Below are 12,208 nucleotides of genomic sequence, written 5' to 3' on the forward strand. Positions count from 1 at the left end.
TACTGCCCCGTTTCCGGGTTTAGTATTACATCATTCCTGTTAGTTCTGTTTCCGTGTTACGGCGGGAATGGCATAGAGGCGATAAGTATGGATATACAAAAGTTAACACCCGCTATCGGCGCTCAAATCAGCGATATCGATCTGAACCAGATACAAGATGCAGATACATTGTCAAAATTGCAGGCAGCACTATCAGAACATCAGGTTTTATTTTTCCGCAGGCAATACCTCAAACCGGAAGTTCAGCGTAACCTGGCTGCTGCGTTCGGTCAGCTGCATATTCATCCGATTTATCCCTCTCATAAAAAAGCAAATGAAATCATTGTACTGGATAGCCATCTGCTGGATTTAAGAGATAATGAGCTGTGGCACACCGATATGACTTTTATGGCAAAACCGGCGATGGGATGTGTCTTGTCTGCGATACAGGTTCCGGAATTCGGGGGCGATACGTTGTGGGCATCTCTGACCCGTGCTTATGCCTATCTGTCTCCGCCCATGCAGCAATTTTTATCCGGTCTGACAGCGGAACATGATATCAGCCGTTCATTTCCTGACAGCCGTTTTACCCAGACAAAAGAAGCAAAAGCAGCATTGGAAAAAGCCAGGCAGGATCATCCGCCGGTGAGCCATCCGGTGGTCAGAACACATCCGGTGACCGGTGAGAAATGTCTATTTGTCACGGAAGGTTTTACGAGTAGTATCAATGAATTAAGTCAGGAAGAAAGTGATATATTGCTGGCATTTTTATTTAAACACAGTACCCGGCCAACCTATGTTGTCCGCTGGCACTGGCAAAACGGGGATGTGGCTATCTGGGATAATCGCTGCACTCAGCATCTCGCCTGTTTTGATTACGGAAATGCCCACCGTATCATGCACCGGGCAACGGTGACGGGGGACAGGCCCTTTTAACTGCTACCGGTAAACAGGCATAATTTATCCGTAGTCTGATGCTGATAACATATCAGTCAGAACGGATATAAAAATAAGCGCCGAAACAGGCGCTTATTTGTTTGGTTATCATCATAAAATACGGCAATTACACACATATTAATCATCAGGATTATGGTATTCTGCCTGCAATCCTTTCTTCCTTAATTCACAACACCGGTTAAGTACTATGTGGTTTAAATTATTGCGATCCGTATTCATGGGACTTATTGTTGCTGCCCTTCTGCTGGTCAGCCTCCCGTCTATTCGCCCGCAATTTGTCACACAGTGGTTTAATCATCTGTTTAATAATGATGAACCGGTCAGCTATAACAAAGCGGTACGCCGCGCAGCACCCGCTGTTGTTAATGTTTACAGCAGCAGTATGGGCAGCCTTTCCCAGCAGGGACCTGAACTGACCTCCCTCGGCTCAGGTGTGATAATGAATGAGCAGGGTTATATTCTGACCAACCATCATGTTATCAAAAATGCGGATCAAATCCTGATTGCCCTGCAATACGGCAATTACGGCAGACTGTATGAAGGTATGCTTATTGGTGCAGATGACCTGACAGACCTTGCCGTATTGAAAATAAATACCACCGATAAACTTCCGGTGATCCCGATAAATCCGAAACGTCCGTCTCACGTCGGTGATGTCGTGCTGGCTATCGGCAATCCGTTCAATGTCGGGCAAACAGTAAACCAGGGAATTATCAGTGCGATGGGGCGCGTCGGGCTGAGTCCGACACGCCGCCAGAATTTTCTTCAGACAGATGCTTCAATTATGGCGGGTAACTCAGGTGGTGCGCTGGTCAATACCGAAGGCGAACTGGTCGGTATCAACACCATGTCTTTTGACAGTAATGATCCCTCACGCCTGAGTGACAGTATCGGTCTTGCTATTCCGGCTGAGCTGGCGCTGCGGATTATGAATAAACTGATTAAAGACGGTCGTGTGATCCGCGGATATATCGGCATTACATCAAAAGAGCTGCCGCCGATCCGGACAAATAACAGTGACATCAATCAAATCAGCGGATTACGTGTTTTCCAGGTCGCGAAGGATGGCCCGGCAGATAAGGCCGGAATTCAGGTTGGCGATATCATCACCAGCGTCAATAACAAACCAACCGTTTCACCACTTGAGATGATGGATCAGGTTGCAGAACTCAGCCCGGGCAGTATGGTGCCGGTAACATTGTTGCGTAATGGTCAGATGAATTCTGCCGATGTGATGATTGAAGAGTTTACCTCGCCCGCCGGACAAAACTGAAAAAATATCAAAAAAAAGAGCGGGTTATCCGCTCTTTCTTCTTCTGAGTATCACTCTTCTGAATGAATACGTTCGATATTCGCGCCTAATTTACGCAATTTGTCTTCAATATGCTCATAACCGCGATCAATATGATAGATACGGTCAACAATCGTTGTCCCTTCTGCGATACAGCCCGCCAGCACCAGACTTGCGGATGCGCGTAAATCTGTCGCCATCACCTGCGCACCGGACAGTTTTTCCACACCGTGACACAGAACTGAATTACTCTCGATTTCAGCATGTGCGCCCATACGGATAAGCTCCGGAATGTGCATAAAACGGTTTTCAAAGATAGTTTCTGTGATCATACCAGAACCTTCTGCCACCAGGTTCAGCAGACTGAATTGTGCCTGCATATCAGTCGGGAATCCCGGATGCGGTGCGGTGCGGAATGTCACGGCTTTCGGACGTTGACCTTTCATGTCCAGGCGGATCCAGTCATCACCGGTTTCAATCCGGGCACCGGCTTCGCGCAGCTTGGCGAGTACGGCATCCAGAGTGTCAGGTTTGGCATTACGGCACAGAATTTTTCCGCGTGAGACGGCGGCAGCGATCAGGAATGTACCGGTTTCAATGCGGTCAGGTACGACTGTGTGAGAGCCGCCACCGAGGCGTTCTACACCTTCAATGACAATATGGTCACTTCCGGCGCCGGTAATTTTTGCACCCATCGCATTCAGGAATGCAGCAGTATCTTCAATTTCCGGCTCACGGGCCGCATTTTCGATAACTGTTTTGCCTTTTGCCAGCGCTGCTGCACACATGATGGTGATCGTGGCACCCACGCTTACTTTGTCCATCACAATGGTGTTACCGGTCAGACGACCGTCAACTTCAGCTTTCACATAGCCTTCATCCAACGTGATTTTTGCCCCGAGCTGCTCTAACCCGGTAATATGCAAATCAACCGGACGTGCACCAATGGCACAACCGCCCGGCAGTGAAACCTGACCATGACCAAATCGGGCAACCAGCGGCCCCAGAGCCCAGATTGACGCACGCATGGTTTTCACCAGGTCGTACGGCGCACAATATTCATGAATATCAGAGGCATCAACACGTAATGTAGTGCCATTACGTTCAATTTTTGCACCTAATTGTGTTAATAATTTTATTGATGTGTCGATATCCCGCAGTTCCGGCACATTATGTAATTCAACCGGCTCGTCTGCCAGGATTGCGGCGAACAGGATAGGCAATGCAGCATTTTTTGCGCCCGAAATAGTCACTTCGCCCTGAAGGACGGAAGGACCTTTTACCCGAAATTTATCCATCTGTAGACACTCTCATTATCATTAATTTTTTATTCGTGCTTTGCCCGGCCGCGATTACAGCCCGTTCAGTTTGCGATCCCGTTCCCACTGAGCTGGTGTATATGCTTTGATCGACAACGCGTGGATACGGTTGTCCGCAATGTATTCCATCAATGGTGCATAAACGGCCTGCTGCTGCTTAACACGGCTCATGCCGTCGAACAGGTCACCCACTGCGACCACCTGAAAATGGCTGCCGTCTCCGGTCACAATTGCGTCAGTCAGTGCTAATGTATCCATCAGTACTTGTTTGATTTCATTCGTATCCATAATATCTCAAATTGGTTATCAGATTGTACGTTATAGGTACTATCGTAATCGAATATGCCGGACTCTTAAACCATTAAAAATGCCCCCGGCAGTACAGTCATCGGAATGATGACTACCGGAGGCAGTTACCTTACGGAAAATCACAGCAAATTTATATCGATCGCGCCGTTATTTACCATATTTTAAGTTTCATGCATTATTGCTGAATTCAGATGCAACGCCGTAAAGTGAAATAAGCATCTGCAGATTCGGGCTTACACCTGACAGCACCAGCGGGGTATCACCCTGCTCACTTTTCAGGCGCACCAGCATGGCAAGCCCCGCTGAATCCACATGCACCAGACCGGATACATCCACTGTCCGTACGCAATCCATCTGCGTCTGACGCGCTGTCCAGAACGACATCAGTGTGTCGCGATCCAGTTCACCTGTCAGTGCAAGCACGTCATTGTGTTTTTCCCACGTCAGTGCGGCAGTCATTATTTTTGATCCAGCGTGATAGGTGTTTTGGCACTGCGCTCCAGTTCCGCCGTCAGGCCATCAACGCCTTTCTGACGCAGAATGGATGCCCACTCATTTTGTTTGGTGGTGATCATACTCACCCCTTCGGCGATCATGTCATACGCCTGCCAGTTACCGGTTTTGGTATTTTTACGCCACTGGAAATCCAGACGGATTGGCGGGCGGCCTGCCGGTTCAGTTATCGTCACGCGGATAGCCACGATGGTTTTATCATCCAGTGGTTGTGCCGGTGCTATCTGATAGTTCTGGTTGGTATACATTGCCAGTGCCTGACCGTAAGCCTGTGCCAGATAAGCCTCAAACGCTTTAAAATAGGCATCTCGCTGTGCCGGTGTCGCATCTTTATAATATGAGCCTAATACCAGCGCACCTGCATATTTAATCTGTACATAGGGCAGTAACTCTTCCTGAACCACAGTACGCAGATATTCCGGGTTAGCCCGGATCTGCGCCTGGTCAGCTTTCAGGCGGTTAAAAGTTTTTGCCGCCGCATCTTCCATCAATGCGTACGGATCGGTCTGATCAACAGCACCGGCAAACGGGGCAATAACAACCAGCATCGCTGCTATCAGTAAACGCTTAAACATAGTTAACTCCTGATCTCTCACAGGCGGTATCCCGCTGCGAAAATAGAATAATGATGTATACCCTTATTCATTCAGACTGCAGGTTTGTCGGCTGCATCCTGAATGACGTCGGGTATAAACAATAACAGTATTGTGCAGATTTTCCGGCACGGAGCACGAAAACACCCGGTTTTACATTACTTTTCGTATCAGTGCTGTGCTGCCGGAGCCGGTGCCGTTTCAGGAGCGGCTTCACTACTACCGTCACCACTCTTGTACAGGAACTGTCCGATCAAATCTTCCAGTACCATCGCCGGTTTGGTGTCCTGAATACGACCGCCGTCTTTCAGGATAGCCGTGCCCAGTTCTTCATCCTCAAACCCCATATTCAGCGCGAGGAACTGCTCCCCCAGCAAACCGGAAGTACGTATGGATAATGAACTGGTGTCCGGGATATGGTCATACTTGCTGTAAATATCCAGCGCGACTTCCGGGGAATACTTGTCATTCAGCCAGATACTATTGACACGACCGACCACCACACCGCCGATTTTCACCGGAGAGCGCGCCTGGAGCCCGCCGATATTGTCAAAGGTGGCATAAATCCGGTACGTTTTTTCGCTGCCGACAGAGCGGATATCCGCCACTTTCAGTGCCAGGAAGAGAATCGCCGCAATCGCAACGATGACAAAGAACCCGACCCAAACTTCATTTTTCTTACTTTGCATTGTTTAATTCCCGAACATCAGTGCCGTAAGCACGAAATCTAACCCTAACACGGCAAGCGATGAATGAACGACCGTGCGTGTTGTTGCCCGACTGATCCCTTCAGACGTCGGGATAGCATCATAACCATTGAACAGCGCAATCCAGGTCACTGTGAGCGCGAAGACCACGCTTTTGATAAAGCAGTTCAGCAGATCTTTCTGCCACTCCACATTCGCCTGCATGGACGCCCAGTAAAACCCTTCATCAATACCTTTCCAGTCCACCCCGACCATGACGCCGCCCAAAATTCCGACGGCAACAAAAATCATGGATAACAACGGCATACTGATTAGTCCTGCCCAGAAGCGCGGCGCAACGACCCGGCGCAGCGGATCGACTGCCATCATTTCCAGGCTGGATAGCTGTTCAGTCGCTTTCATCAGACCAATTTCAGCCGTCAGCGCAGAGCCTGCCCGTCCGGCAAACAGCAGCGCGGTCACGACCGGCCCCAGTTCACGCAACAGTGACAGTGCCACCATCATGCCGAGGCTGGCTTCTGCACCGAAGGTTTTCAGAACCAGATATCCCTGTAAAGCCAGAACCATTCCGATAAACAGCCCGGATACTGAAATAATCAGCAGGGACTGAACCCCGACGCTGTAGAGCTGCTGGCGCAGCAGCGGCCACTGGCGGGCAAACTGTGGTTTGCCGAACAGTGCCCGGAACAGCATATATCCTGACCGCCCGAAAGACGCGCACGTTTCAATCGTGCGGCGTCCCAAAGCAGCAAGTGCCTGTGTCAACATGTCTCGTTTATCCTAATAAATCAGCGTGGTAATCACCCGCCGGATAGCGGAAAGGAACCGGTCCGTCGGCAATACCATCCAGGAACTGGCGTACGCGCGGCTCCGTATTATTCTGCAATTCATCCGCTGTGCCCTGTGCAATCACAGACTGCTCCGCCACAATATACGCATGATCTGCAATACTGAGCACTTCCGGTACATCATGAGAAACAATGATACAGGTAACGCCCAGCGCCTGATTAAGCTCATCAATCAATTTGACCAGCACGCCCATCGTGATCGGGTCCTGCCCCACGAACGGCTCATCAAACAGAATAAGATCAGGGTCCAGCGAAATAGCACGGGCCAGTGCAGCACGGCGCGCCATCCCTCCGGACAGTTCAGACGGCATCAGATTTGCCGCACCGCGCAGGCCTACAGCTTCCAGTTTCATCATTACGGTGGTGTGGATCAACGGTTCAGTCAGGCGGGTATGTTCACGCAGCGGAAAGGCGACATTGTCATAAACCGTCATATCCGTAAATAAAGCCCCGGACTGAAACAGCATGCTCATTTTGCGGCGTGACTGATACAGTTTACTGCGGGAAAGTGCAGGAATATTGTCGCCGTCAAACCAGATTTCGCCGCTGTCCGGACGTAACTGACCACCGATCAGGCGTAACAGTGTGGTTTTCCCGATCCCGGAAGGTCCCATAATCGCGGTTACTTTGCCACGCGGCACATCCATGCTGATATCATTAAACAGCATGCGCGACCCGCGCCGGAAGCACATATTCCGGATCTCAATAATATTTTCCGTCTGTCGGTTCATAACCTCACAACCTTAACGTTATGTTTTTCGTGTTTGCGCAACACCTTATCGGACTGACCCATCATAATATAAAAAATCGCGGCAACTTTCGCCTTTAAATGCGGCCGATGATATCTGAATTATCCGGAATTACCGGAAAATCGTGATAAAAGCGGTAATAAATAAGTGTATCAGGATATTAAATTCGCGCCCGCCACAGAAAGGATATTGTACTTATATTTTATTTTCCCGCCAGTTTCCCTCCACCGAATATCCGCAGAATTTTATTTTTAAAGGAAAAATACCATTTCCTGAATCTTGCCCTTTCAAAAGAACCATGCAATCCCCTAAATCATTTCGTTCACAGGAAGGCGGCTAAGTGAGGACATCCCCGGGAGCATACACCAGTATGTGACCCGGGAATCTGAGCGCGGCCAACACGCCTGTGGACGGAAGGATGACGGGGATTTACTTTTGCGACTCACCCCGTACAATAACCTCATTCCCTGCACTTTATCATAATCCACTATTTCCGGCCCGGAGGAGAGCTATGCTACTCACTTGCATCCTTTTACTTATCGGGTTGATATTGCTTGTTTATGCCTCTGACCGGATTGTTTACAGCGCGGCAATTTTTTCCCGTGCGCTTGGTATTTCCCCGTTTATTATTGGTATTGTTGTTGCCGGTCTGGGTACCTCTTTACCTGAGCTGATTATTTCTGCGGGCGCTGTACTTGAGGGGCAACCGGCTCTGGCACTCGGCACTATTATCGGCTCCAACATTACCAATTTACTGCTTATTGCCGGATTAGCGGCACTGATCCGCCCTATGAGTGTCCAGTCTGCTATTTTGCGCCGCGAGCTACCGATTATGCTGGCGGTGATGGCGCTTTTCGGGCTGTTTCTCTGGTCGGGCGGCATTACCCGGGTTCAGGGCGGATTTCTGCTGCTTGCGGGGCTGGCAAGTCTCTGGCTGGTGGTAAAAATTGCCTCGATTGCCCGGCGTGATCAATATGACGGTTTCACAACTGAACGAAACCATGAACTACCGCAGGAAAATAGTCTGCCGATTGCTTTATTGTGGCTGGTCGCCGGATTACTGATTTTGCCGGTATCTGTGCGGATTGTGATTGATAATGCGGTCGCCTTTACCCGTTATGCTGGCATCAGCGGGCGGATAACCGGACTGACTATCCTGGCAATCGGTACCAGTCTGCCGGAGCTTTGCACTACGATTGCTGCTGCGGTAAAAGGGGAAAAAGATATTGCTCTCGGTAATCTTATCGGATCAACATTATTTAATATCACAATCGTTGCCGGTATCCCTGCCATATTAGCTGCCACTCCGATGACCGCGCACAGTTTTGTGTCTGATTTTTGGGTTATGATAGCCGCCAGTATTCTTTTTGTTCTTTTCTCGGCAGGCCGGAAACAGCGCCTGAACCGGCTGAAAGGGATTATTCTGCTCGGCGGATTTATTGCCTGGCTGACAAGCCTCTTTATGGGCTATTAAGCTGTACAGCTTTAGCCATTAACACACTGAAAGTGAGAAAAACCTGATGTCCCGAACTGATTTTCAACTGGCAGGTAAGCGTGTTCTTCATATTGAACGTGAAGGTCTTGCGTCACTCGAGCAGTATATCAATAATGATTTTGACCGCGCCTGTGAACTGATGTTTCACTGTGAAGGCAAAGTTATCATCATGGGCATGGGAAAATCCGGTCATATCGGGCATAAAATTGCGGCAACCTTTGCCAGCACAGGCACACCCTCTTTCTTTGTCCATCCGGGAGAAGCCGCGCATGGCGACCTCGGCATGGTGACACCGAAAGATGTGATAATTGCGATTTCAAATTCAGGTGAATCCTCAGAAATCCAGGCACTTATACCTGTTATCAAACGTCAGAATATCCCGCTTATCTGCATGACCGGTAACCCGGACAGCACCATGGGAAAAGCAGCAGACATCCATCTGTGCATCAGTGTTCCGCAGGAAGCCTGCCCGCTGGGACTGGCGCCAACCACCAGTACCACTGCGACTTTGGTAATGGGCGATGCCCTGGCTATCGCACTGTTACAGGCCCGCGGCTTTACCGCAGAAGATTTTGCGCTCTCCCATCCGGGCGGCGCACTCGGGCGTAAACTGCTGTTACTGGTTTCTGATTTAATGAATACCGGCGATGACATTCCACGCGTGCCAAAAAATGCCACATTGCGTGAAGCCCTGGTCGAAATTACCCGCAAAAAATTTGGTATGACAGTGATTTGTGACGATGACATGCTGATTCAGGGGATTTTCACCGATGGTGACCTGCGCCGGATTTTTGATGCCGGAGTCGATTTGAATAACTGCCGGATTGCCGATGTTATGACACCGGGCGGGATCCGCATCAGTCCTAATACCCTGGCGGTTGAAGCACTGAATTTAATGCAGTCACGTCATATCACCTCATTATTAGTCACGGAAGGTGATAAACTGCTGGGTGTGCTGCACATGCACGATTTACTTCATGCCGGCGTCGTATAAGGATTTGTCATGACCCAAAATGCCACTGTCGCCACCTGCTATGGCGCGATAAAGCAAACCGTGATAGAAAAAGCCGCTAAAATACGTCTGCTCATTTGTGATGTTGACGGCGTGATGTCTGACGGGCTCATTTATATGGGTAATAACGGGGAAGAGCTGAAGGCGTTCAACGTTCGCGACGGGTATGGTATCCGTTGCCTGCTCACCTCCGGTGTGGAAGTGGCGATAATTACCGGTCGTAAAGCCAAATTACTGGCAGATCGTGCCATTACACTTGGAATTACACATCTTTACCAGGGGCAGAGTGATAAGCTTTTGGCGTATCGTGAACTATTAGATAAACTGGTACTCCGCCCGGAAGAAGTGGCGTATATCGGTGATGATCTTATTGACTGGCCGGTCATGGCAGAAGTCGGGTTATCTGTCGCCGTCGCTGATGCACACCCTTTGTTATTACCGAAAGCGGATTATATTACACAGATTGCAGGCGGACGGGGTGCGGTTCGCGAATTATGTGATCTTATTTTGCTGGCACAAGATAAACTGGATGACGCCAAAGGCTTATCCATCTGAATAATAATTCATTGATTACACTGGCTTTACCAAGGAATTCATGAGTAAATTTAAGCTTTGGCTGATCATCATTTTAGCCCTTATTGTTCTCGGACTGCTTGGCTGGAACCTGTCAGGATCCCGTATGGGTGACGGTGACAGCGAGATTGTGGAAGACGGTACACCGACATATAAGACAAAAACATCATCAACCCTGGCGTATGAACCAACGGGGCTGCTGGCGTATAAGCTGAATGCAGACGATGTGCAGAATTTTGCTCAGGAAAAAATTACATGGTTTACTAATCCGGTACTGACCACGTATGACCCTGATAAAACCGCCACATGGACTGTCAGTTCAAAGCGGGCCAAATTAACCAATGACAGAATGTTGTATTTATATGGTGATGTGCAGATAAACAGTCTGACCGCCGATACACAGTTACAGCAGATAACGACGGAAAATGCTGAAGTCAATCTGATAACCCAGGATGTCCGCTCTGATGATAAAGTGACAATTCTGGGCACCGGACTGCGCTCCGTCGGGATGCAAATGCGGGGAAATTTACGCCATCGCAATGCGGAACTGATCAAAGATGTAGAGACTTACTATGAGATCCCAAATGAAAGCAAACATCCTTAATACATTGATAGCAACGACGATCCTGACTGTAAGTATCCCTGCATTTGCTTTAAAAGAGGATACACAGAAGCCGGTAACCGTCACATCGTTAAAGCAATCTCTTGATTTAGAGAAAAATATCACCACATTTACAGATGGTGTGGCGGTAAAACAAGGCTCTATTGATATCCGGGCAGATAAAGTGGTTGTCACCCGTCCGGGCGGTGATTCCAATAAAATGGTTATCGAGGCATTTGGTAATCCGGTCACGTTTTATCAGATGCAGGACAACGGCAAGCCAATCAAAGGCCGTGGCAGTAAAATGCGTTATGAGATGGCAACCGAGCTGGTCACACTCACCGGAAATGCGTATCTGGAACAGTTAGACAGCAATATCAGCGGTGACAGAATCACCTATGTTGTGCCGACACAACAAATGCAGGCATTCAGTGACAAAGGCAAACAGGTAACGACCGTTCTGCTGCCGTCACAGCTTCAGGAAAAAGGCCCGGCCGCAACCGGTCAGAAAGGTAAGTAACGATTTATGGCAAAATTAATTGCAAGCAAATTAGCCAAAGCCTACAAAGGGCGTAAGGTCGTCGAGGATGTCACTCTCGAAGTCAGTTCCGGCGAAATCGTCGGGCTGCTCGGACCGAACGGTGCCGGGAAAACCACCACATTCTATATGGTTGTGGGAATTATTCCCCGTGATGCAGGGGAGATAAGTATTGATGATGAAGATATCACACTGCTGCCGCTGCACGAACGCGCCCGCAAAGGTATTGGTTATCTGCCGCAGGAAGCCTCTATTTTCCGTCGTCTGACGGTGTGGCAAAACCTGATGGCGGTGCTTGAAATCCGCAACGACCTGAACAATGATGAACGCAGGGACCGGGCGGAAGAGCTGATGGAAGAGTTTCATATCAGCCATCTGCGCGACAGCCTCGGTCAGTCACTCTCCGGCGGGGAGCGGCGGCGTGTGGAAATTGCCCGCGCACTGGCAGCGAATCCGAAATTTATTCTGCTGGACGAACCTTTTGCCGGCGTTGACCCGATTTCGGTACTTGATATTAAAAAAATTATTCAGCATTTACGTGATTACGGACTCGGTGTTCTTATCACCGACCATAACGTCCGGGAAACCCTGGATGTCTGTGAACGGGCGTATATTGTCAGCCAGGGTCACATGATAGCCCACGGTACACCGGAGTCCATTCTGAATAATGAGCAGGTTAAACGTGTTTATTTAGGCGAAGGTTTCCGCCTGTAATTTCCGTAAG

Annotated in this window: 15 protein-coding genes; 8 read left to right on the forward strand and 7 right to left on the reverse strand. The window is 49.2% G+C overall.

The annotated features are described in order from the left end of the window. Positions 1-87: 87 nt before the first annotated feature. Together tauD and degS are read left to right on the forward strand one after the other, a co-directional pair. Complete coding sequence (gene tauD, locus ACMHKJ_RS11385; protein ID WP_413494018.1) at positions 88-915, forward strand: taurine dioxygenase; 828 nt, start codon at positions 88-90, stop codon at positions 913-915. 208 nt (positions 916-1,123) lie between these two features. Then, positions 1,124-2,209 (forward strand): outer membrane-stress sensor serine endopeptidase DegS, encoded by a 1,086-nt coding sequence (gene degS / locus ACMHKJ_RS11390; protein ID WP_413494020.1) that lies wholly within the window; start codon positions 1,124-1,126, stop codon positions 2,207-2,209. Positions 2,210-2,259: 50 nt separating this feature from the next. Here the strand turns inward: degS and murA are convergent, their stop codons facing one another. From murA to mlaF, 7 genes are all read right to left on the reverse strand, one after another. After that, the gene (gene murA / locus ACMHKJ_RS11395; RefSeq protein WP_413494022.1) at positions 2,260-3,525 is read right to left on the reverse strand and encodes a UDP-N-acetylglucosamine 1-carboxyvinyltransferase; all 1,266 of its coding nucleotides are present in this window, start codon (positions 3,523-3,525) and stop codon (positions 2,260-2,262) included. Between the two features lie 54 nt (positions 3,526-3,579). Beyond that, a complete protein-coding gene (gene ibaG / locus ACMHKJ_RS11400) occupies positions 3,580-3,834 on the reverse strand; it encodes a BolA family iron metabolism protein IbaG (protein ID WP_067366956.1) in 255 nt (84 codons plus the stop codon). Positions 3,835-4,023: 189 nt separating this feature from the next. After that, positions 4,024-4,314 carry a lipid asymmetry maintenance protein MlaB gene (gene mlaB, locus ACMHKJ_RS11405; protein ID WP_413494024.1) on the reverse strand — a complete coding sequence of 97 codons (291 nt, stop codon included), beginning with the start codon at positions 4,312-4,314 and terminating at the stop codon, positions 4,024-4,026. After that, complete coding sequence (mlaC, locus tag ACMHKJ_RS11410) at positions 4,314-4,943, reverse strand: phospholipid-binding protein MlaC (RefSeq protein ID WP_413494026.1); 630 nt, start codon at positions 4,941-4,943, stop codon at positions 4,314-4,316. Before mlaC ends, mlaB begins: the two co-directional genes overlap by 1 nt. A gap of 188 nt (positions 4,944-5,131) precedes the next feature. Then, complete coding sequence (mlaD, locus tag ACMHKJ_RS11415) at positions 5,132-5,650, reverse strand: outer membrane lipid asymmetry maintenance protein MlaD (RefSeq protein WP_413494028.1); 519 nt, start codon at positions 5,648-5,650, stop codon at positions 5,132-5,134. A gap of 3 nt (positions 5,651-5,653) precedes the next feature. Beyond that, on the reverse strand, positions 5,654-6,436 hold the full coding sequence (mlaE, locus tag ACMHKJ_RS11420; RefSeq protein WP_413494029.1) for a lipid asymmetry maintenance ABC transporter permease subunit MlaE: 783 nt from the start codon (positions 6,434-6,436) through the stop codon (positions 5,654-5,656). Between the two features lie 7 nt (positions 6,437-6,443). Continuing rightward, a complete protein-coding gene (gene mlaF / locus ACMHKJ_RS11425) occupies positions 6,444-7,247 on the reverse strand; it encodes a phospholipid ABC transporter ATP-binding protein MlaF (protein WP_413494031.1) in 804 nt (267 codons plus the stop codon). Between the two features lie 529 nt (positions 7,248-7,776). Here mlaF and ACMHKJ_RS11430 point away from each other — a divergent pair. Genes ACMHKJ_RS11430 through lptB form a run of 6 tightly spaced genes read left to right on the forward strand, consistent with a single transcriptional unit; the run spans position 7,777 to position 12,198 of the window. Then, positions 7,777-8,739, forward strand: a complete 963-nt coding sequence (locus ACMHKJ_RS11430) for a calcium/sodium antiporter (RefSeq protein WP_413494033.1) — start codon at positions 7,777-7,779, stop codon at positions 8,737-8,739. 46 nt (positions 8,740-8,785) lie between these two features. Then, positions 8,786-9,754, forward strand: a complete 969-nt coding sequence (gene kdsD / locus ACMHKJ_RS11435; RefSeq protein WP_413494035.1) for an arabinose-5-phosphate isomerase KdsD — start codon at positions 8,786-8,788, stop codon at positions 9,752-9,754. A 9-nt stretch (positions 9,755-9,763) separates the two neighbouring features. Further along, complete coding sequence (kdsC, locus tag ACMHKJ_RS11440) at positions 9,764-10,327, forward strand: 3-deoxy-manno-octulosonate-8-phosphatase KdsC (RefSeq protein ID WP_413494037.1); 564 nt, start codon at positions 9,764-9,766, stop codon at positions 10,325-10,327. A 40-nt stretch (positions 10,328-10,367) separates the two neighbouring features. After that, positions 10,368-10,949 (forward strand): LPS export ABC transporter periplasmic protein LptC, encoded by a 582-nt coding sequence (gene lptC / locus ACMHKJ_RS11445; protein WP_413494039.1) that lies wholly within the window; start codon positions 10,368-10,370, stop codon positions 10,947-10,949. Beyond that, positions 10,930-11,466, forward strand: coding sequence for a lipopolysaccharide ABC transporter substrate-binding protein LptA (gene lptA, locus ACMHKJ_RS11450; protein ID WP_413494041.1), 537 nt, complete (start codon positions 10,930-10,932; stop codon positions 11,464-11,466). The genes lptC and lptA overlap by 20 nt, the downstream gene beginning before the upstream one ends. 6 nt (positions 11,467-11,472) lie before the next feature. Then, positions 11,473-12,198: an LPS export ABC transporter ATP-binding protein gene (lptB, locus tag ACMHKJ_RS11455; protein WP_413494043.1), complete on the forward strand. Its 726-nt coding sequence runs from the start codon at positions 11,473-11,475 to the stop codon at positions 12,196-12,198. Positions 12,199-12,208: the final 10 nt, after the last annotated feature.

The organism is Morganella psychrotolerans (assembly GCF_965118875.1).
In the GTDB taxonomy this organism is placed as follows: Bacteria; Pseudomonadota; Gammaproteobacteria; order Enterobacterales; family Enterobacteriaceae; genus Morganella; species Morganella psychrotolerans_C.

Bases quoted from the DNA above. Each gene is read 5' to 3' on its own strand.
- tauD (WP_413494018.1), top strand. From the start codon at position 88: ATGGATATACAAAAGTTAACACCCGCTATCGGCGCTCAAATCAGCGAT.
- degS (WP_413494020.1), top strand. From the start codon at position 1,124: ATGTGGTTTAAATTATTGCGATCCGTATTCATGGGACTTATTGTTGCT.
- murA (WP_413494022.1), bottom strand. From the start codon at position 3,525: ATGGATAAATTTCGGGTAAAAGGTCCTTCCGTCCTTCAGGGCGAAGTG.
- ibaG (WP_067366956.1), bottom strand. From the start codon at position 3,834: ATGGATACGAATGAAATCAAACAAGTACTGATGGATACATTAGCACTG.
- mlaB (WP_413494024.1), bottom strand. From the start codon at position 4,314: ATGACTGCCGCACTGACGTGGGAAAAACACAATGACGTGCTTGCACTG.
- mlaC (WP_413494026.1), bottom strand. From the start codon at position 4,943: ATGTTTAAGCGTTTACTGATAGCAGCGATGCTGGTTGTTATTGCCCCG.
- mlaD (WP_413494028.1), bottom strand. From the start codon at position 5,650: ATGCAAAGTAAGAAAAATGAAGTTTGGGTCGGGTTCTTTGTCATCGTT.
- mlaE (WP_413494029.1), bottom strand. From the start codon at position 6,436: ATGTTGACACAGGCACTTGCTGCTTTGGGACGCCGCACGATTGAAACG.
- mlaF (WP_413494031.1), bottom strand. From the start codon at position 7,247: ATGAACCGACAGACGGAAAATATTATTGAGATCCGGAATATGTGCTTC.
- ACMHKJ_RS11430 (WP_413494033.1), top strand. From the start codon at position 7,777: ATGCTACTCACTTGCATCCTTTTACTTATCGGGTTGATATTGCTTGTT.
- kdsD (WP_413494035.1), top strand. From the start codon at position 8,786: ATGTCCCGAACTGATTTTCAACTGGCAGGTAAGCGTGTTCTTCATATT.
- kdsC (WP_413494037.1), top strand. From the start codon at position 9,764: ATGACCCAAAATGCCACTGTCGCCACCTGCTATGGCGCGATAAAGCAA.
- lptC (WP_413494039.1), top strand. From the start codon at position 10,368: ATGAGTAAATTTAAGCTTTGGCTGATCATCATTTTAGCCCTTATTGTT.
- lptA (WP_413494041.1), top strand. From the start codon at position 10,930: ATGAAAGCAAACATCCTTAATACATTGATAGCAACGACGATCCTGACT.
- lptB (WP_413494043.1), top strand. From the start codon at position 11,473: ATGGCAAAATTAATTGCAAGCAAATTAGCCAAAGCCTACAAAGGGCGT.